Genomic DNA, 18088 nt, shown 5'->3' with positions numbered 1-18088 from the left:
TTGGGGCCGCTCTGCGGCCCTATCGCGACACAAGGCCGCTCCTACAAGGGAACGCGGTCTTCTGTAGGAGCGGCCTTGTGTCGCGATGGGCTGCAAAGCAGCCCCGGCTATCTCAAGCCTTGCGCGCAAGCGGCAGCTCGGCAAACTTGACGCCCGCCAGCCCATGCTTGATCAGCGCACGGATATTGCCATGGTCGCTGCCCTCGGGCGTGGCCACCACGTCACGGTAGTGCTCGCCAAAGGCCAACAGTGCTTCCTGGTCGCTCAGCCCTTCCAGCAGCGCCAGGCCCAGGGTCTTGCACGAACCTTCGTTCTGCCCGGCCGCATTCGCCACGCCGCCATTGTCGAAAGCCTGTGGCTGGTAGCTGTAGTTGTCGGCAATGAACGCCAGGGTGTCGGCAAACACGTGTTGGCCGCTGGCCAGGCTGGCGCGCAGGGTGTTCAGGTCAGTCACGAGGTTTTCCTTTTTCGAACGCCGCTTGTTGGTCGGCGCTGGCTTCTTTCTGGTATTGGGCTTTCCACTCGGCGTAAGGCATGCCGTACACCGCTTCGCGGGCGTCATCCAGGCTCAGGTCGAGCTGGCGCTCGTCAGCCGCGGCCTTGTACCACTTGGACAGGCAGTTGCGGCAGAAGCCGGACAGGTTCATCAGGTCGATGTTCTGCACGTCGGTGCGCTTCTGCAGGTGTTCGACCAGGCGCCGGAACGCGGCGGCCTCGAGTTCGAGCTGTTGCTGTGGGGTCATGGGCTTCTCTCAGGTCATGCGGTTCTTCAGGTGGCGGCCACCGTTGATGACCACCTGGCTGCCGGTGCTGTACTGGCTGGCGAGCAGGTACTTGACCGTCTCGATCAGCGGGCCGGCGCCGGGTTCGAACTCCAGCAGGGCCTTTTTCAGGGTCTGCTGGCGGTAGGTTTCGTCGCCCCCTTCCTTGAGGATCAGCAGCCCCGGCAGGATACCGTTCACATGCACCTTGGGCGCATATTTTTCGGCGAACGACAGCACCATGTTCTGCAATGCGGCCTTGGTCGCGGCGTAGCCGATATGGCTTTTGCTGCCGCGTGAAGAGGTTTCGTCGCAAATGTGGATGATGTCGGCCTTTTCCACCTTGGCCAGCAGGTCGCCCAGGGCCAGGTTGAGGTGGTAGGGCGCTTCGACGTGCAGGCGGAACATGGTCTCGAGGTTGTCGAGGCCATCGTCGAGCCATAGCGAGGCGTTGTGGATGATCGCGCGCAGGCCGTCGTAATGATTGTGCAGATAGTCGATCAGGGCCTGGCGGTCGGCCGCCTGGCACAGGTCGGCCTGGAACTGCACGATGTTCGGGTGGGCCGCCTGTGGCTGGACGCTGCGGCTGGCACTGACCACCGTATGGCCGGCCTGTGCCAGTTCAAGGGCCAGGGCCAGCCCGACGCGCTGGCTGGCTCCGGTAACGAGAATGGGGCTGTTCATGTTCGGGGCGGTCAACTTGTCTGTCCTTTGGTTGCCGCCCAGCATACCCGAACTGTCTACCGCGTGTACGGCCTGGCCTCAGCGGCTGCGCAGGGCGCCAGCGGGGGCCGGGGATGCATGCAGCCAGCCGGCCAGCAGGCGGGTGGAAAGGGGGATGAACAGGTAGACCATCACCGGCGTCAGGCCCAGGGTGCTGAGCAGTACCCGGGGCACCAGGTCCAGTGCTGCCAGCCAGTGGCCGAACACCAGGTTGAACACCAGCGAGACCGGGAAGAAGGCCAGCCAGATGGCCACGGCCTGCTTCCAACGTGGCGGTTTTTGCACCATATTGGTGCCAAACCAGTCGTCGATGCCGCTTACGCGCGCCTCTTTGGGGCGCTCGAACAAGCCGTTGCCGCGCTGCAACCAGGCCCGGCGCGAGGCGGAATGCTCCCAGGCATGCAGGGTAGGCTCGTCGCTGAACCGGAAAATGATCTGGAATTCGTCGCTGTCGCGGGGTGGCGCCAGGATGCCCGAGCCAAGGTAGCCGGGGAAGTCGGTGGCCAGCTGTTCGCCTTCATGCAGCCAGGCCAGCAGGTCCTGGTAGCGGCCATGGGCGGCGCGGCGCGACACCATCAGGGTGACGGGTGGGGTAGACATCGTGTATCTCCTGGCAACGGGGCTGGCGGGTAGCCGGCCCCTTTGGCTGTGTGGCCCGGGGTGGTGGGCGACGCAGGCGTGCATGCAAGAATCGGGCGCGGATTATCGCCCATGTGCGATCTTCGGCAACTGTCAGCCGGCAAACGGTTGCCGTAGTAGACTAGGTGTTCAACTTGGGCACACAGGGTACCCCTTGCAGATGAACGAACAGGGACTGAACCCGGTAATCGATGCGAGCCTCGCGCAGCAGGACCTGTTTCCGATCCGTGAGGTTTCCCGCCTGACCGGCGTCAATGCCGTGACCTTGCGCGCCTGGGAGCGCCGCCATGGCCTGATCCAGCCAACCCGCACCGACAGTGGTCACCGCCTGTACTCCCAGGCCGACATCGATGACATCCGCCGCATCCTTGGCTGGCTGGAGCGCGGCGTGGCGGTAAGCAAGGTCGCCAGCATCCTCGCCCGCGACCATGCCCTTGCCGGGCAGGCGGGTGGCGCGACGGGCGCCTGGGTGCGCTGGCAGCAGCAGATCCGCCAGGCGCTGCAACGTTTTGACCTGGCCAGCCTGGACCGCCTGTTCGACGAGGTGTTTGCCGCTTGCACACTGGACCAGGTATTCAGCGAAGTGTTCATGCCGGTGTGGCATGACCTGGCGGTCGGGCAGGGCGGCTACGGGCAGGCCAGCGAGTGGCTGTTCCTCGATCAGTTCCTGCGTGGCCGGGTGTTGGCCCGCTTGCAACTTGCCCGTGTACCGCGCAGCCGCATGGTGCTGCTGGCGCCGTTGCCGGGGCAGTGCCACGAACTGGAGTTGCTGGTGACCAGCCTGATCCTGAGCAGTGATGAATTTGGCGTGACGCCACTGGCGAGCGGGCAGCCGCTGGCAGAACTGGCACTGGTTTGCGAGCGCCTGAAGCCGGATGCCCTGGTGCTGTTCTCCCACCAGCCGCCCACGGCGGAACTCACCCGGCGCCTGACGCGCCTGGTGGCAGGGCTGGAATGCCCGTTGTTACTGGCGGGTGAAGCGGCGGAACTGGCACAGGACAGCTTGGCTGGCAGCCCTATCGCCTGCCTGGGCGCGCAGGGTAGCGTGATGCGCCAGCGTTTGCGGCAGTTTCTGGCCGGTCAGTTCGATACCTGAGTGTGTAGCTCGGGGTGGGCCCGGCGATGGGCCTGGAGAATGTAGTCGCGCAGGCGTTCGATCTCTTCGGCCGGGCTTTGGCTGAGGTCATAGGCGGCCAGGTCCGGGCCGATGCGCCGGCCCAGCACGCCATGCAATTCGATGGGGGGGATGCCGCCAGGGGCGAAGCGCAGTTCGAAGCGGGCTGGTGCCGCTGACAGGCCACGGACTTCCAGCAATGTACCCTTGAACGAAATATCGCGGACCCACAGGCCGCTTTCCTGCCCATGGGCATCGAGCAGCGCGCTCGGCTGCTCCATCGACAGGCGCCAGGGGCGCAGCATGGGCCCGTCTTCGTAGATTTCCGGTGAGCCCAGTTGCAGGTGCAGGGCATGGAACTCGTCTTCCACCAGTTGCAGCGGGAAGCTGATCTGCTGGTTGTTGAACTGGGCCTGCAGGGTTACCTGCTCGTTGGCCACCAAGCGGGTAAGCAAGCTCTGGATGCGGCGGTCGCCATTGACCAGCAGGCTCGACATGGGGTCGGCCAGGTTCAACTGCGGCGAATGCTGCATGTTCTGTATGAAATCCAGCTCGTCCTGGGTCAGGAGCGCTTCTGCTTGCATGATCGAACTCGATGGCGATTTCTTCAACGGGATTGACCGTGCGCGGCGTACTTGGTTCAGGTGCGTTCGTCGGTTTTCGGACGAACGCGCAGTTGCGCCAGTTCCCGTTCCAGTTCGACCTGGCGAGTGACGTCTTTCTGGATACCGATGAAGTAGGTGCGCTGTTCGTCGTCGCGCCTTACCGGGGTGATCGACAGTTCGTTCCAGAAAGCGCTGCCATCCTTGCGGTAGTTGCGCAGCACTTCGCGGCACGGTCGGCCTTCGGCCAGGGCCTTGCGGATGCGGGCGCGGCCAAGCTGGTCGCGGTCGTCGGCCTGCAGGAAGCGGCAATCCTGGTAGAGGATTTCGTCACGGCTGTAGCCGGTCAGGCGTTCGAAGGCCGCGTTCACGTAGATGAGGATGGTGTCGTCGCCTTCCTGTTCGGCGACCACGATGCCGTCATTGGACGCATCGACCATGGATTGCAGTAGTTGCGCGTTGATCATGTTCGGGCCATTGAATAAACAAGGGTGCGAAGCAGGGCTGAGGAGGGTGACTTTGTTAGAGGCGGCCTTTTGCCAGCGCCGGATGCTAGTATCCTACGTTTTCACTCAGTTTCGGAATCCTCTACCCGATGAAAGTCGCCATTATTTCCGGATCGGTCTACGGCACCGCCGAAGAAGTCGCCCGTCACGCTGAATCGCTGCTCAAGGCTGCGGGCCTGGAGGCCTGGCATGCGGCGCGCGCCACCTTGCAGGACCTTGAAGGTTTCGCCCCCGACGCCTTGCTGGCCGTGACCTCGACCACTGGCATGGGCGAACTGCCGGACAACCTCATGCCGTTGTACAGCAGCATTCGCGATACCCTGCCTGCGGCCTGGCGTGGCCTGCCGGGTGCGGTGATTGCGCTGGGTGACAGCAGTTATGGCGATACCTATTGCGGTGGTGGCGAGCAGATGCGCGAGCTGTTTGCCGAACTGGGCGTGCGCGAAGTGCAGCCGATGCTGCGCCTGGATGCCAGCGAGACGGTGACTCCGGAGGCGGATGCAGAGCCTTGGTTGGCTGAGTTGGTGAGTACACTTAAAGCCTGACGGGTATTTTTCGCCTGTACCGGCCTCTTCGCGGGTGAACCCGCTCCCTCAGGTACTGCACAGATTTCAGAGGCTGTGGTGTTCCTGTGGGAGCGGGTTTACCCGCGAAGAGGCCGGCAAGGGCAACTCATCCCTTGCTGCCGAGCACCGGCCATTCGCTCACCAACGCCAACCACGCCTGCGCCGCCCGTGACAGATACACCCCGCGCCGCCAGATGAACGCGATATCCCAACGCAAATCCCCCGGCGAGCGCAGCGGCAAGCGCACCACACCGGGGCGCTCCAGCGCTTTCGCCACCACACGGGGCAGCAGCACCACGCCCTGGCCCGCCGCCGCCAGCGCCGCGAGGAAGTCCGCCTGGCCACTGCGCCCGCCTTCCTTGGGGGTAAAGCCCTGCTGCTGGCACGCCTTCAGCAACCGGTCATTGAGCACGAAGCTGCGCTGGTAAAGCAGGAACGGGGTATCGGCCAGCTGCTGCAGGTCCACCCCGTCCTGGCCCGCCAGCTCGTGGCCGGCAGGCAACAGGGCATCCAGTGGTTCGTTGCAGAACGGCTGGTAGTCGAACGCCTCGTCACTGGGCGTCAGGCTGCCACCCAGTTCCAGTTCGCCACTCTTGACTGCCTGTTCGATGCTGCGGCTGCCGCCTTCGAGCAACTGGACCGCGATGTTCGGGTGACGCCGCCGATACTCGGCGAACAAGCCGGCGAACAGCGCGTCGCTGCCCAGCATCGGCAAGCCCAGGCGAAGTTCACCGCGGCCCATCTGGCTGAGGTCGTCCAGTTCGCTGAGCAGCGCCTGACGTTGGCGCAGCAAGGCTTCGCCACGCTCCAGCACGATGCGCCCGGCAGCGGTCAGGTGCAGCTGTGAGGCCTGGCGCTCCAGCAGCGGCTGGCCCACATCTTGCTCCAGCTGGGCCACCTGTTTGCTCACCGCCGACTGGCTGATGTGCAGGGTTTGCGCCGCCTGGGTAAAACCGCCGCGGTGGACCACTTCGATAAAGCTGCGCAGCTGTTTGAATTCCATGATCGCAATTCCATTCTGGAATGGCGTTCAGTCTAACAATTCGCTTCTGGCCTAGGCAGCCAAATCTTAAAATGAGGGCCTGTCGAGGAACCCCCCATGAAACCCGCGTTATTGAAAAAAGCCCTGCGCCTGCTCGTCGAGCTGGCGATCCTCTGTGCCTTGTTCCTGTTCGGTGACCAGCTTGCCAGCTGGCTGGGCTGGCCGATTCCTGGCGGTGTGATGGGCCTGGCATTACTGCTGTTGCTGTTTGCCTCGGGTGTGCTCAAGCCGGCCATGCTGCAACTGGGCGCCGGCTGGTTGATGGCTGAGATGCTGCTGTTCTTCATCCCGGCGCTGATGAGCCTGCTCGATTACGGCGCCCTGATCCGTGACGAGGGCTGGCGCATCCTGCTGGTGATCGCCGTGAGCACCCTGATGGTAATGGTGGTGACCGCCTTGACCGTGGAACTGGTGTGCCGCTGGAGGTTGCGCCATGAGCCTTGAACCCATGCCGCTGTTCTGGCTGGCCCTGACCTTGCTGGCGTATCTGGGCAGCCGCTGGCTGTACCGGCGCAGCGGGCGCTACCTGCTGTCGCCGCTGATCCTGGTGCCGGTTCTGTTGCTGGCGGTGGCCGTGCCGCTGCACACCGCCTATGCCGAGTACGCCCGCAACACCCACTGGCTGATGAGCGTGCTTGGCCCGGTGACCGTGGCCTTCGCGGTGCCGATCTGGCAACAACGGGCCATGCTGGCGCGCCACTGGCCGGCACTGATGGTGGGCATGGTCGCCGGCAGCAGCGCTTCGATCGCCAGTTCCTGGGGGTTGGCTCATATGTTGGCGCTGGACAGCGCGACCAGCCTGTCGCTGGTGCCGCGTTCGATCACCACGCCCTTTGCCATGCCATTGGCCCATGACCTGGGTGGCGTACCGGAGCTGACGGCGGTGTTCGTGATGTTCACCGGCGTGCTGGGCGCCATGTTCGGCGGTGTGCTGCTGCGCTGGTTGCCATTGCGCACACCACTGGCGCGAGGCGCGCTGTTCGGCGTCGGTGCCCATGGTGCCGGTGTCAGCCGGGCACAGGAGGTGGGCCGCGAGGAAGGCTCGGTGGCCGGCCTGGTCATGGTCCTGACCGGGCTGTTGAACCTGTTCGCGGCACCGCTGCTGGCCATGCTGCTCTGACCGTTCGTGCCACTGACTCGCCAAGTCATCAAGCTGGCTGGCAATGCAAGTTCCAGCCCATGGGCTGCTGGCTAGACTCTGCCTCGACATAGAGAGCACATGTAAGTGCCGAGGTGACATGCAATGACCGCAGCCTTGCTCTATTCCACCTACACCATCTCACCGGGACCGTTCTGATGCCCATGGCCGAAATTCCATTGTGCGTCTGGCGTACCCGGGGACAGAGTTTCAGCTTCCGGGGCCAGAGCATCCGCTACTGGACCGCAGGGCAAGGAGAGCCCCTGCTTCTGTTGCACGGCTTCCCTACTGCCAGCTGGGATTGGCGCTACCTGTGGGGGCCATTGGCCCAGCGCTTCCGGTTGATCGCCTGCGACATGCTCGGATTTGGTGATTCGGCCAAACCGGTCGATCACCTGTACAGCCTGATGGAGCAGGCCGACCTGCAGCAGGCCTTGCTCGCCGAGCTGAAGGTCGACCAGCCGGTGCATCTGCTGGCCCATGACTACGGCGGCAGCGTGGCGCAGGAACTGCTGGCGCGGCATCATGAACAGCGCGCCAACATCGCCAGCTGCGTGTTCCTCAACAGCGGGCTGTTCCCCGAAAGCTGCCGCATGCTGCTGATCCAGAAGTTGCTGCTCAGCCGTCTGGGCTGGCTGGTAGGGCGTTCGTTCGGGCGTGACGACCTGGTGCGCAGCGTGATCCAGGTCTACGGCTCTTGCACCCAACCCAGTGAAAGCGTGCTGGATGACTTCTGGAGTTTGATCGCCGCCAACCGTGGCACGCGCATCCTGCACAAACTGGTGGGGTACATGCCGGAGCGCAGGTTGCACCGCGAGCGCTGGGTTGGCGCGATGCAGCACGAAGGCGTGCCGCTGCGCTTGATCAATGGCGTGGTCGACCCGCTGTCCGGCGCGCACATGGTGGAGCGCTACCGGCAACTGGTGCCGGAGCCGGACACCGTGCAGTTGCAGGGCATCGGCCATTACCCGCATACCGAAGCGCCAGTGCAGGTGCTGCGCCATTACCTGGCCTTTCGTGAACAACCGCTGAGCTGTTTCCAGCAGAAAGTGGCCTGGTACTGACAGGGCCTCATCGCCGGCAAGCCGGCTCCCACAAGTACAGCGCAGGCCTGGGGGCCGGCGCGGTTGGTGTGGGAGCTGGCTCGCCGGCGATGGGCCGCACAGCGGCCCCATAACCATCGTGCTGCGTTATTGCCAGGCATTCAGCCTGCGTGAGCTTGATTGTCCACCTGCCGCTGGCGGCGGACACTCGGCTGACCTGAACCTGCCTGGAGCCATGAGCATGAGCGAGCCTGTCCGTCTGCAAGATCGCGTGGTGATCGTCACCGGAGCCGGGGGCGGCCTGGGCCGTGCCCATGCGCTGCTGTTCGCTGCGCGTGGTGCGCAGGTGGTGGTCAACGACCTCGGCGGCTCCACCCACGGTGAAGGTGCCAGCGCCTCCGCCGCCGATCGGGTGGTAGCGGAGATCCGCGCCGCTGGTGGTAGTGCCATTGCCAACCATGACTCGGTCAGCCACGGCGCGCGTATTGTCGAGCAGGCCCTGGACAGCTTCGGCCGGGTCGATGTGCTGGTGAACAATGCCGGCATCCTGCGTGACAAGACCTTCCACAAGATGGAAGACAGCGATTGGGAGCAGGTGTATCAGGTGCATGTCGAGGGGGCTTACAAGGTCACCCGCGCCGCCTGGCCGCACCTGCGCGAGCAGAACTGGGGGCGGGTGATCTTCACCGCTTCCACGTCCGGCATCTACGGCAACTTCGGCCAGGCCAACTACGGCATGGCCAAGCTGGGCCTGTATGGGCTGACTCGTACCCTGGCGATCGAAGGGCGCAAGCACGGCATCCTGGTCAACGCCATCGCCCCCACCGGTGGTACCCGCATGACCGAAGGGTTGATCCCGCCCCAGGTATTCGAGCGGCTCAAGCCAGAGCTGGTCAGCCCGCTGGTGGTGTACCTGGGCAGCGAGCAGTGCCAGGGCAGCGGTGAGCTGTTCGAAGTGGGCGGTGGCTGGGTGGGCAAGGTGCGGTGGGAGCGTAGCCTGGGGGTAGGCTTCGATCCGCGCGAAGGCTTTACCCCGGAGCAGGTGGCGGAGAACTGGGCACGGATTGGCGACTTCGACGGGGCAGTGCACCCACAGGACAGCTTGCAGGCGTTGCAGCAGATGATGGCGAACTTGCAGAAGTATCCGCTGGGCTGAGCTTTGTACTACCTGTGCTGGCCTCTTCGCGGGCTTGCCCGCTCCTACAGGGATAGCACTGCCCTCAGGCTTGGTGATATCCCTGTAGGAGCGGGCAAGCCCGCGAAGAGGCCAGCACAGGCGACGGAAATTTTCAGGGCAAATAAAAAAGGCCGCTGCAAGCCGCAGCGGCCAATCGAGACGTCAGATCAAGGAGCTTCAAAATCTACGTCGGTGAACCTCGCAGGCCTGAAAGGCGGGGGGGAGAGCCCTTCATGCCGGCCAGTGAGTTAAGAATAAGCGCCTGATCCTGTAGGAAAAATAGCCGCTTATGACATTCACCTTTACGTATCGGGCAATAGTGCCGCAAGCGCTCAGCCGGCGGGCGAATAGCCCATGCGCCAGCTGGTTTCCCGCGCTGCCGCCAGCAGCCGTTGCGCCGCCGGGCCATGCTCGTCGGCATGGAAGATCGACGTCGGCCCGACCACGGTCATCACCGCGGCGACCTGCCCCATGGCATTGAACACCGGGGCCGACAGCGCATCCACGCCCGGCATCAACAGCCCATGCACATGGTGCAGGCCACGTTCACGAATGCCCGCCAGTACCGCCTGGTAGTCGGCGGCGCTGTGCTGCAGGGCGGCCAGTTCCCGGTCACGCAACTCCACGGTCTCGCGCTCGGGCAGGTAGGCGGCGAACACCAGCCCGGTGGACGACGTGAGCAGCGGCAGTACCGAGCCGATCTGCGTTACCACGGTGACCGCGCGTACCGCCGGCTCGATGCTGACCACTGTCGCGCCCTGGTTGCCCCATACGGCAACGAAGCAGCTTTCGTTCAGTTCATCGCGCAGCTGCGACAACGGCAGTGCGGCAATCTTCAGTACATCGATGCTGCCCAGCGCCGCCAGCCCCACCCGCAGTGCCTCGCGCCCCAGGCCGTAATGGTTGGTGGCCGCATCCTGCTCGGCAAAACCGCTGGCGATCAATGCCTGCAGGTAACGGTGCACCTTGCTCGCCGGCATCTGCACATGTTCCGCGAGGCGCGACAGGGAGGTGGACGGGGAGAGCTCGGCAAGGGCCTTGAGGATGTCGGTGCCGACCTCCGCCGAGCGGACTTTCTGCTTGCCGTTGTCGGCGGGGGAGCTGGCTTTGGCCATGGACATCTTCTTCCGGATTCGTCGAGTCGCGCCTTTATAGCTTGACGCATTGCCCGTAGCAAATTACGTTATTCGTAATCTGATTACGATAAAAACAATGCAGACGCGCTGCCACCCCGCCCCGGGCCAGCAGCCAGCTGCCAGCAACGGCTCGGCCAGAGCCCGGAGGCATCGATGAATCGCGATACGTCACCCGACCTTCACTACCTCAGCGGCTTCGGCAACGAGTTTGCCAGCGAAGCGCTGCCAGGGGCCTTGCCGGTCGGGCAGAACTCGCCGCAGAAGGCGCCCTATGGGCTGTATGCCGAGCTGCTCTCGGGCACGGCGTTCACCATGACCCGCAGCGAGCTGCGCCGCACCTGGCTGTATCGTATTCGTCCGTCTGCCTTGCACCCGCGTTTCGAACGCCTGGCGCGTCAGCCGCTGACCGGCCCGCTGGGGGCCATTACCCCCAACCGCCTGCGCTGGAACCCCCAGCCGATCCCCGTCGAACCGACCGACTTCATCGAAGGCTGGCTGCCCATGGTGGCCAACGCCGCTGCGGAAAAACCGGCCGGCGTGAGCATCTACATCTACCGCGCCAACCGGTCCATGGAGCGGGTGTTCTTCAACGCCGACGGTGAACTGCTGCTGGTGCCGCAACAGGGCCGCCTGCGCATTGCCACCGAACTGGGGGTGATGGAAGTCGAGCCGCTGGAAATCGCGGTAATCCCGCGTGGCATGAAGTTCCGCGTCGAACTGCTCGACGGCGAGGCCCGCGGCTACATCGCCGAAAACCACGGCGCGCCGCTGCGCATCCCGGACCTGGGCCCGATCGGCAGCAACGGCCTGGCCAACCCGCGCGACTTCCTCACCCCGGTGGCGCACTACGAAGAGGCCGATGGCCCGGTGCAGCTGGTGCAGAAGTTCCTGGGCGAACATTGGGCCTGCGAACTGCAGCACTCGCCACTGGACGTGGTCGCCTGGCACGGCAGCAACGTGCCGTACAAGTACGACCTGCGCCGCTTCAACACCATCGGTACGGTCAGCTTCGACCACCCGGACCCGTCGATTTTCACCGTGCTTACCTCGCCGACCAGCGTGCATGGCCTGGCCAACATGGACTTCGTGATCTTCCCGCCACGCTGGATGGTGGCCGAGAACACCTTCCGTCCACCATGGTTCCACCGCAACCTGATGAATGAGTTCATGGGCCTGATCAACGGTGCCTACGACGCCAAGGCCGAGGGCTTCCTGCCGGGCGGTGCCTCGCTGCACGGAGTGATGAGCGCTCACGGCCCCGACGCCGAAACCTGCGAAAAGGCTATTGCCGCCGACCTGGCGCCGCACAAGATCGACAACACCATGGCCTTCATGTTCGAGACCAGCCAGGTGCTGCGCCCGAGCCTGCAAGCCCTTGAATGCCCGCAGTTGCAGGCCGACTACGATAGTTGCTGGGCCACCTTGCCGAGCACCTTCAACCCGAACCGGAGATAACCCATGAACCAGACCGCCATTGCCCGTAGCTGGGTCGAGCACGCCAACGGGCACAGCGACTTCCCGCTGCAGAACCTGCCATTGGGCATCTTCAGCCGGCCGGGTGAAGCCAAGCGCTGTGGCGTGGCCATCGGCGACGCCATCCTTGACCTGGAGGCGGTGCTGGCCGCCGGCCTGTTCGACGGTGCCGCCAAGGCCGCTGTCGAGGCCACCCGTGGTGGGGCCTTGAACGCATTCTTCGCCCTCGGCCGCAATGCCCGCGTCGCCCTGCGCGAGCGCCTGCTGGTGCTGCTGGGCGAACATAGCGAACACCAGGCGGCACTGCAGGCCGCCCTGTACCCGGCCAACGCCTGCCAGCTGCATGTACCGGCGCAGATCGGTGACTACACCGACTTCTACGTGGGCATCGAGCACGCCAAGAACGTCGGCAAGCTGTTCCGCCCCGACAACCCGCTGCTGCCCAACTACAAGTACGTGCCGATCGGTTATCACGGCCGCGCCTCGACCATCCGCCCGTCCGGCACCGATGTGCGCCGGCCCAAGGGCCAGACCCTGCCGGCCGGGCACACCGAGCCAAGCTTCGGCCCCTGCGCGCGCCTGGACTACGAGCTGGAGCTGGGTATCTGGATCGGCCAGGGCAACGACATGGGCCAGGCGATCCCGGTAGGCGATGCCGCCGAGCACGTGGCCGGTCTGTGCCTGCTCAACGACTGGTCGGCGCGCGATATCCAGGCCTGGGAATACCAGCCGCTGGGGCCGTTCCTGTCCAAGAGCTTCATCACCACCATCTCGCCATGGGTGGTTACCGCCGAAGCGCTGGAACCGTTCCGCTGTGCCCAGCCGGCACGCCCGGAAGGTGACCCACAGCCACTGTCGTACCTTCTGGACAAGCGCGACCAGGCCGCCGGTGCATTCGATATCGAGCTCGAGGTGCTGCTGCTGACCGAGGGCATGCGCGAGCAGGGTCTTGCCCCGCACCGCCTGACCCTGAGCAACACCCGCAGCATGTACTGGACCGTGGCACAGCTGGTCGCGCACCACAGCGTCAACGGCTGCCAGTTGCAACCGGGCGACCTGTTCGGTTCGGGCACGCTGTCGGGCGCCACGCCAGGCTCGTTCGGCAGCCTGCTGGAGATCACCGAAGGCGGCAAGCACCCGGTGGAACTGGCCAGTGGCGAGGTGCGCAAGTTCCTCGAAGACGGCGACGAGATCATCCTGCGTGCCCGCTGCGTGCGTGATGGCGTGGCCAGCATCGGTTTCGGCGAATGCCGCGGCACGGTCATCGCGGCCAACTGAGGAGGCACGGGCATGGAGCTGTACACCTATTACCGTTCCACCTCGTCCTACCGGGTGCGCATTGCCCTGGCACTGAAGGGGCTGGCCTACCAGTCCCTGCCGGTCAACCTGTTGCAGGGTGAGCAGCGCGGTGCGGGCTATGTCGCGGTCAACCCGCAGGGCCGCGTGCCGGCCTTGCGCACCGATGGCGGTGAGCTGCTGGTGCAGTCGCCGGCGATCATCGAGTATCTGGAAGAGGTTTATCCACAGCCCGCGCTGCTGCCTGCTGCGGCCGAGGCGCGCGCCAAGGTACGGGGCGTGGCGGCGATCATCGGCTGCGACATCCACCCGCTGCACAACGTCAGCGTGCTCAACCGGCTGCGCCAGGCTGGCCAGGACGAAAGCCAGGTCAACCAGTGGATCGGCCACTGGATCAGCCAGGGGCTGGCGGCAGTGGAGCAGCTGATAGGCGATCACGGCTTCTGCTTCGGTGATGAGCCGGGCCTGGCGGATGTCTACCTGATCCCGCAGTTGTACGCGGCCGAACGCTTCAACATCGACCTCGACAGCTTCCCGCGCATTCTGCGGGTTGCCGCCCTGGCGGCGGAGCACCAGGCGTTCGCCCAGGCCCACCCAGCACAGCAGGCGGACAGCCCGGCTCAGTGAATGGAACGGTTCGCCGCCGGAAGCTTGCCGATACGCTCGGACAGTTTCAGGCGCTGGACCGGGTCCTCCGTCAGCAGTAACGCATGCTCCAGGTCGAAGCGCTCGGCCTGCGGGCAATCCAGGTGCTGGTAGAGCGAGGCGCGGGTCACATAGTCGCTGACCTGCACCGGGCCCAGTTGCATGACCCGCTCGGCATCGATCAGCGCCGCCAGGTGGTCGTCGTTGCTGATGTGCAACTGGCGCAGGTTGCGTGACAGGCGTTGCAGCATCTGCAGCGGGCTGGCACTGCGCATGTGCTCGGCGGTCAGCGCTACATGCGGGCCAAACTGGCGAGCCAGCAGCTCACGGCAATCGTTGGGGTACAGGCGGCGGCCACCACAGGGGTCGAGCAGGTGATCCGCACCTGGCACGCGCAGCAGGAAATGGCCAGGGAAGCCTACGCCCTCAAGAGGGATGGACAGGCGCCGGGCCAGTTCCAGGGCAAGGATGGCCAGGGCCAGCGGTTGGCCACGGCGGCGCTGCAGCACCTTGTCCATCATCGCGGCATGCGGGCGCAGCGGGTGGTATTCATCCTGCTGGAAGCCCAGGGCATTGAGTTGGCGCAGCAGTGGCTGGGCCAGTTCGCACAGCGGCAGCATCGGCAGGTTGGCGCTGATCTCGCGCTGCAGGTCATGCAGCTTGGCAAGGCTGGCCGCGGGCTCGACGCTGCGGTCGTGCTCGGCGGCAATCCATAATGCGGCTTCCAGCAGGGCGACGGGCTCGCGTTCCAGGCAGGCCAGGCAGGCTTGACGTGGCTTCATGGGGCTTCTCCACACACGCTTGAGTATTAGCTGCGGCGCGCGGTTTCGTCCAGTGGTCCGGCGGCGGTGCCAGCCCAAGGGCCATGCCTATACTGGAGAGAGCACCTCGTAGGGGAGCCTGTCGATGTTCGCGCTGATGCAAAGCACCCGTACCCAGTCGCTGCACTTGTTCACCCACCCGCCCACCGGCCTGAAGGCCGTGGTGGCTATCCACAGCGAGCAGTTGGGCCCGGCCATGGGCGGTTGCCGCTACCTGCCTTATGCCGATGATGAAAGCGCCATGACCGACGCCATCCGCCTGGCCCAGGGCATGAGCTACAAGGCTGCGCTGGCTGGCCTGCCACTGGGGGGCGGGAAGGCGGTGATCATGCGCAACCCGCATGTGGAAAACCGTGCCGCGCTGTTCGAGGCCTTTGGCCGCTTCATCGACACCTTGCAAGGGCGCTTCATCATCGCCGTGGACAGCGGCACCTCGACCCTGGACATGGACTGCATTGCCCAGAGCACACCCCATGTGACCAGCACCACGGCCTCGGGTGACCCCTCACCGCATGCGGCTATGGGGGTGTTCGCTGGCATCCGGGCCACTACCTCGTTTCGGCTGGGTAGCGACGATTTGAAAGGCTTACGGGTGGCGGTGCAAGGGCTGGGCAATGTCGGTTATGCACTAGCGGAGCAATTGCATGCGGTGGGCGCAGAACTGTTGGTCAGCGACCTGGACCCGGGACGCGTGCGGCTGGCGATGGATCAGTTCGATGCCAAGCCGGTGACCAATGATGCCTTGATCAACACCCCTTGCGACATCTTTGCCCCTTGCGGCGTGGGCCCTGTGTTGAACGGGCAGAGCGTGATGCAGTTGCGTTGCGCGGCAGTGGCGGGGGCGGCGAACAACCAGCTGACCACCTTGCAGGTAGCCGACCAGCTGGAGTCGCGCGGGATACTGTATGCGCCCGATTACGTGATCAATGCCGGTGGGTTGATCTACGTGGCACTTACCCATCGTGGCGAAGACCTGGGCACCATCACTGCGCACCTGGCGCGGATACCTTCACGGCTGACCGAAGTGTTTGGCCATGCCCAGGCAGAGAAGCGCTCGCCGGCGCGGGTGGCGCAGATGCTGGCGGAGCGGTTGCTCTACGGCTGAGGGGCGATACCGGCTTTGCGGGCCTCTTCGCGGGCATGCCCGCTCCCACAGGAATACCCAAAACCCTGAAAACTTGCGCGGTCCCTGTGGGAGCGGGCGTGCCCGCGAACACGGGCGCAGCCCGTGCCATCCACCTTGACCGCACGAAACCTCAAGCCATGCGCAATCCTTGCCGAAGCGGCCAGTGCAGGCAATTACTCGGCCGCTGGCCCTTCGAGCAACTCGGCCAGCGCATCCGGCTGGTTCTTGAACGCCCGGGCGAACACATCGCGGTTCTTGGCCATGTAGATACCGGCTTCCTCGACCTGTTTCTCGCTCAGCGAGGGCACTGCCTTGTGCAGTACTTCGGCCAGGCGCTCGGCCAGTTCGAGCATCTTGTCGTGACGGTCTGCTTCGGCCTTATCCATGAACAAGCGCTCCGGGTCGCGGCTGCTGCGGTACACCACTTCGACGGCCATTCATCACCTCTATGCCTTTTGCTGGTTGCGTTTCGATTTACTGTATCTATATACAGTAATGGCAATGTTGATTGCTTCGCAAGCAGAAATTGTAGCGTGGTGCAGAGGGCTTACTGCTTCATGCCCAACTCAGCATCATCCATCAGCGCCTTGGCCATCCGGGCCCTTTCGCGGGTGAACCCGCTCCCACAGGTACGGCATCTACCTCAAGGCCTGTGGAGATCCTGTGGGAGCGGGTTTACCCGCGAAGAGGCCAGCCCAGACAACGCAACACTCAAACCTCAGTGCAAAGTCCGAGGCTCAGCGGGCATCTGCACCTGAACCAGTGCCGACTCAAGCAAAGCCCGCAACGTCTCCAGCTCATGCATTGAGGTCATCATCAGGATCGAAGCCGGCGATTTGGGCTGCAGTAGCAAGGCCTGATGCACCACGGTGGCTGCTCGCTTCTGGCAACTTGCCACGCCTGAAGGTGCCTTGCGGCAATCGGTCGCCTTCCAAGGCAGGGGCCTGGCCTTTTAACTGCATGGCACAAGCGTCACGCCGGTGACGCATCATCCTTCAAGACGTATCGGGGAATGGAACATCGTGAACATCAAATGGGCAGAAAAGCTGCGCAAGGGCCTGCACGGCTCGGCCGACTCGCTGGGCAACCTGTGCGTCGAGGCATTCCATTACCTGGCGCTGTTCGGCATTGGCGCGATCACCGCCTATGCGGCGGTGATGACGTTCCTGGACATGCTCGGCAAGGGCGGGGTCAGTGTCGATGACATCCTGCTGCTGTTCATCTACCTGGAGCTGGGGGCGATGGTCGGTATCTACTTCAAGACCAACCACATGCCGATCCGCTTCCTGCTGTACGTGGCCATCACCGCGCTGACCCGCCTGCTGATCGGCGACGTCTCGCACCACAAGGCGCCGGACGTCGGGCTGTTGTACGTGTGCGGTGGCATCCTGTTGCTGGCGTTCGCGATCCTGGTGGTGCGTTACGCTTCGTACCGCTACCCCTCGACCAAGGCGCTGGATGCCAACGGCAAGGAAGTGGAGGAGGGCAAGTAGCCCTCAGTTGGCGATGAAATGGCGCGGCTCGTGGCGGGCGTCACGGGTCAGCGCGGCCAGCACCTGCAGAGGGTTCTGGCTGTGTTCGATGGCCAGGCCCAGGCGGATGCTGTCGATCACCCGCTGCAGGCGTACTGGGTCATTGCGCTGGGCCTGGGTGATGAGGCGCTTGGCGACCACGCCAGCGTCGTCGGACAGGGTCAGCATGATGCTGCCGTCGAGGTTTGCAATGCTCAGGTTGACCCGGTATTCGGGGGCGAATGCAGCACTGATTCGTTCGAATGGGTTGTTCATGGTCATGCTTCTGCGGTGAATGAGTGCAGAAGTTGACCGGGGAAATTACCTGTTGGTTCAGCGCCATCGATCGATACAAACGAAAACGCCCGGCATCAGGCCGGGCGTTTGCATTGCCGATCAGGCGTCCGGGTCACTCAGTTCCAGGGCTCCGCGCTTGCTGCGCAGCTTGCCGTAGAAGTGTTCCAGCGCGTGGTTGAGCTTGGTGGCGGCACCATCGACCGCCTGGTCCAGCGAAGTGGCGGTGTGGGTCACGGAAATCGGTTGGTGGCCTTTGGGGCGAGCCTCCATCTGGCAGCGTTTGTCATGCGGTCCGGGCTTGGCGCCGTTCTCGTCGCGCAGGTGAACCTCGATGCGGGTGAGGTCGTCTTCGTAACGTTCCAGCGAGTTCTGCAGTGTGCTGCGGACCCACTGGTCGAGCCGGGCGTTGCCTTCGAAATGGTTGCTGCTGTTGACCTGGATTTGCATGATTCAATCCTTATTCAGCTTGCTC

23 protein-coding genes are annotated in these 18088 nt (G+C 64.3%); 11 read left to right on the top strand and 12 right to left on the bottom strand.

Features of this window, described 5'->3' with window-relative positions:
* Nucleotides 1–112 precede the first annotated feature (112 nt).
* Genes CAG46_RS07630 through CAG46_RS07615 form a run of 4 tightly spaced genes read right to left on the bottom strand, consistent with a single transcriptional unit; the run spans nt 113 to nt 2084 of the window.
* Nucleotides 113–454 carry a HopJ type III effector protein gene (locus CAG46_RS07630; protein ID WP_003260709.1) on the bottom strand — a complete coding sequence of 114 codons (342 nt, stop codon included), beginning with the start codon at nt 452–454 and terminating at the stop codon, nt 113–115.
* Nucleotides 447–743, bottom strand: a complete 297-nt coding sequence (locus tag CAG46_RS07625) for a DUF1244 domain-containing protein (protein WP_003260708.1) — start codon at nt 741–743, stop codon at nt 447–449. The genes CAG46_RS07630 and CAG46_RS07625 overlap by 8 nt, the downstream gene beginning before the upstream one ends.
* Before the next feature lie 9 nt (nt 744–752).
* Nucleotides 753–1490 (bottom strand): dihydromonapterin reductase, encoded by a 738-nt coding sequence (gene folM, locus CAG46_RS07620; protein ID WP_046616343.1) that lies wholly within the window; start codon nt 1488–1490, stop codon nt 753–755.
* Between the two features lie 33 nt (nt 1491–1523).
* Nucleotides 1524–2084, bottom strand: a complete 561-nt coding sequence (locus CAG46_RS07615; protein ID WP_015271784.1) for a hypothetical protein — start codon at nt 2082–2084, stop codon at nt 1524–1526.
* Between the two features lie 199 nt (nt 2085–2283).
* Between CAG46_RS07615 and CAG46_RS07610 the strand changes: the two genes are divergently transcribed.
* Entirely contained in the window at nt 2284–3219 is a 936-nt protein-coding gene (locus CAG46_RS07610; protein WP_085614339.1) for a MerR family transcriptional regulator, read from the top strand.
* On the opposite strand, the gene CAG46_RS07605 is transcribed toward CAG46_RS07610, so the two are convergent.
* Complete coding sequence (locus tag CAG46_RS07605; protein WP_085614338.1) at nt 3204–3821, bottom strand: hypothetical protein; 618 nt, start codon at nt 3819–3821, stop codon at nt 3204–3206. The two genes, CAG46_RS07610 and CAG46_RS07605, sit on opposite strands and share 16 nt — an antisense overlap.
* Before the next feature lie 56 nt (nt 3822–3877).
* Nucleotides 3878–4306 carry a PAS domain S-box protein gene (locus CAG46_RS07600; RefSeq protein WP_085614337.1) on the bottom strand — a complete coding sequence of 143 codons (429 nt, stop codon included), beginning with the start codon at nt 4304–4306 and terminating at the stop codon, nt 3878–3880.
* A 128-nt stretch (nt 4307–4434) separates the two neighbouring features.
* Between CAG46_RS07600 and CAG46_RS07595 the strand changes: the two genes are divergently transcribed.
* Complete coding sequence (locus CAG46_RS07595) at nt 4435–4890, top strand: flavodoxin (protein WP_075046356.1); 456 nt, start codon at nt 4435–4437, stop codon at nt 4888–4890.
* 127 nt (nt 4891–5017) lie between these two features.
* Here CAG46_RS07595 and CAG46_RS07590 read toward each other — a convergent pair whose 3' ends face one another.
* Nucleotides 5018–5914, bottom strand: a complete 897-nt coding sequence (locus CAG46_RS07590) for a LysR family transcriptional regulator (protein ID WP_085614336.1) — start codon at nt 5912–5914, stop codon at nt 5018–5020.
* A 96-nt stretch (nt 5915–6010) separates the two neighbouring features.
* On the opposite strand from CAG46_RS07590, the gene CAG46_RS07585 reads away from it, so the two are divergent.
* The 4 genes from CAG46_RS07585 to CAG46_RS07570 all read left to right on the top strand — a co-directional run bounded on the left by CAG46_RS07585 (nt 6011) and on the right by CAG46_RS07570 (nt 9290).
* Nucleotides 6011–6397 (top strand): CidA/LrgA family protein, encoded by a 387-nt coding sequence (locus CAG46_RS07585; protein ID WP_085614335.1) that lies wholly within the window; start codon nt 6011–6013, stop codon nt 6395–6397.
* Nucleotides 6387–7073 (top strand): LrgB family protein, encoded by a 687-nt coding sequence (locus CAG46_RS07580; protein WP_024087732.1) that lies wholly within the window; start codon nt 6387–6389, stop codon nt 7071–7073. The genes CAG46_RS07585 and CAG46_RS07580 overlap by 11 nt, the downstream gene beginning before the upstream one ends.
* A gap of 176 nt (nt 7074–7249) precedes the next feature.
* On the top strand, nt 7250–8155 hold the full coding sequence (locus CAG46_RS07575) for an alpha/beta fold hydrolase (protein WP_075046353.1): 906 nt from the start codon (nt 7250–7252) through the stop codon (nt 8153–8155).
* A gap of 220 nt (nt 8156–8375) precedes the next feature.
* Complete coding sequence (locus tag CAG46_RS07570) at nt 8376–9290, top strand: SDR family oxidoreductase (protein WP_085614334.1); 915 nt, start codon at nt 8376–8378, stop codon at nt 9288–9290.
* 353 nt (nt 9291–9643) lie between these two features.
* Here CAG46_RS07570 and CAG46_RS07565 read toward each other — a convergent pair whose 3' ends face one another.
* Complete coding sequence (locus CAG46_RS07565; RefSeq protein ID WP_025340615.1) at nt 9644–10426, bottom strand: IclR family transcriptional regulator; 783 nt, start codon at nt 10424–10426, stop codon at nt 9644–9646.
* A gap of 174 nt (nt 10427–10600) precedes the next feature.
* Here CAG46_RS07565 and hmgA point away from each other — a divergent pair, with 174 nt between their 5' ends.
* From hmgA to maiA, 3 genes are read left to right on the top strand one after another with little or no spacing between them, the layout of a single operon-like run.
* On the top strand, nt 10601–11902 hold the full coding sequence (hmgA, locus tag CAG46_RS07560; protein ID WP_075046350.1) for a homogentisate 1,2-dioxygenase: 1302 nt from the start codon (nt 10601–10603) through the stop codon (nt 11900–11902).
* Nucleotides 11903–11905: 3 nt separating this feature from the next.
* Nucleotides 11906–13198 (top strand): fumarylacetoacetase, encoded by a 1293-nt coding sequence (fahA, locus tag CAG46_RS07555; RefSeq protein WP_085614333.1) that lies wholly within the window; start codon nt 11906–11908, stop codon nt 13196–13198.
* Between the two features lie 12 nt (nt 13199–13210).
* Entirely contained in the window at nt 13211–13843 is a 633-nt protein-coding gene (gene maiA, locus CAG46_RS07550; protein WP_085614332.1) for a maleylacetoacetate isomerase, read from the top strand.
* On the opposite strand, the gene CAG46_RS07545 is transcribed toward maiA, so the two are convergent.
* Complete coding sequence (locus tag CAG46_RS07545) at nt 13837–14643, bottom strand: SirB1 family protein (protein ID WP_085593040.1); 807 nt, start codon at nt 14641–14643, stop codon at nt 13837–13839. The genes maiA and CAG46_RS07545 overlap by 7 nt on opposite strands.
* Before the next feature lie 124 nt (nt 14644–14767).
* Here CAG46_RS07545 and CAG46_RS07540 point away from each other — a divergent pair, with 124 nt between their 5' ends.
* Nucleotides 14768–15787: a Glu/Leu/Phe/Val dehydrogenase dimerization domain-containing protein gene (locus CAG46_RS07540; RefSeq protein WP_085614331.1), complete on the top strand. Its 1020-nt coding sequence runs from the start codon at nt 14768–14770 to the stop codon at nt 15785–15787.
* A gap of 194 nt (nt 15788–15981) precedes the next feature.
* Here the strand turns inward: CAG46_RS07540 and CAG46_RS07535 are convergent, their stop codons facing one another.
* Nucleotides 15982–16245: a YebG family protein gene (locus CAG46_RS07535; protein ID WP_085614330.1), complete on the bottom strand. Its 264-nt coding sequence runs from the start codon at nt 16243–16245 to the stop codon at nt 15982–15984.
* A gap of 585 nt (nt 16246–16830) precedes the next feature.
* Between CAG46_RS07535 and CAG46_RS07520 the strand changes: the two genes are divergently transcribed.
* Entirely contained in the window at nt 16831–17301 is a 471-nt protein-coding gene (locus CAG46_RS07520) for a phosphate-starvation-inducible protein PsiE (RefSeq protein ID WP_085614327.1), read from the top strand.
* Nucleotides 17302–17304: 3 nt separating this feature from the next.
* On the opposite strand, the gene CAG46_RS07515 is transcribed toward CAG46_RS07520, so the two are convergent.
* Together CAG46_RS07515 and CAG46_RS07510 are read right to left on the bottom strand one after the other, a co-directional pair.
* Nucleotides 17305–17595 carry a DUF3509 domain-containing protein gene (locus tag CAG46_RS07515; protein ID WP_025340607.1) on the bottom strand — a complete coding sequence of 97 codons (291 nt, stop codon included), beginning with the start codon at nt 17593–17595 and terminating at the stop codon, nt 17305–17307.
* A gap of 120 nt (nt 17596–17715) precedes the next feature.
* Nucleotides 17716–18063, bottom strand: a complete 348-nt coding sequence (locus tag CAG46_RS07510; RefSeq protein WP_003260689.1) for an HPF/RaiA family ribosome-associated protein — start codon at nt 18061–18063, stop codon at nt 17716–17718.
* Nucleotides 18064–18088 lie beyond the last annotated feature (25 nt).

Origin of the sequence: Pseudomonas sp. B23(2017) (assembly GCF_002113725.1) — a bacterium.
Taxonomy (GTDB): domain Bacteria; phylum Pseudomonadota; class Gammaproteobacteria; order Pseudomonadales; family Pseudomonadaceae; genus Aquipseudomonas; species Aquipseudomonas putida_Z.
The sequence above is the reverse complement of the archived record's forward strand: the minus strand, read 5'-3'. Positions and strand labels throughout refer to the sequence as shown.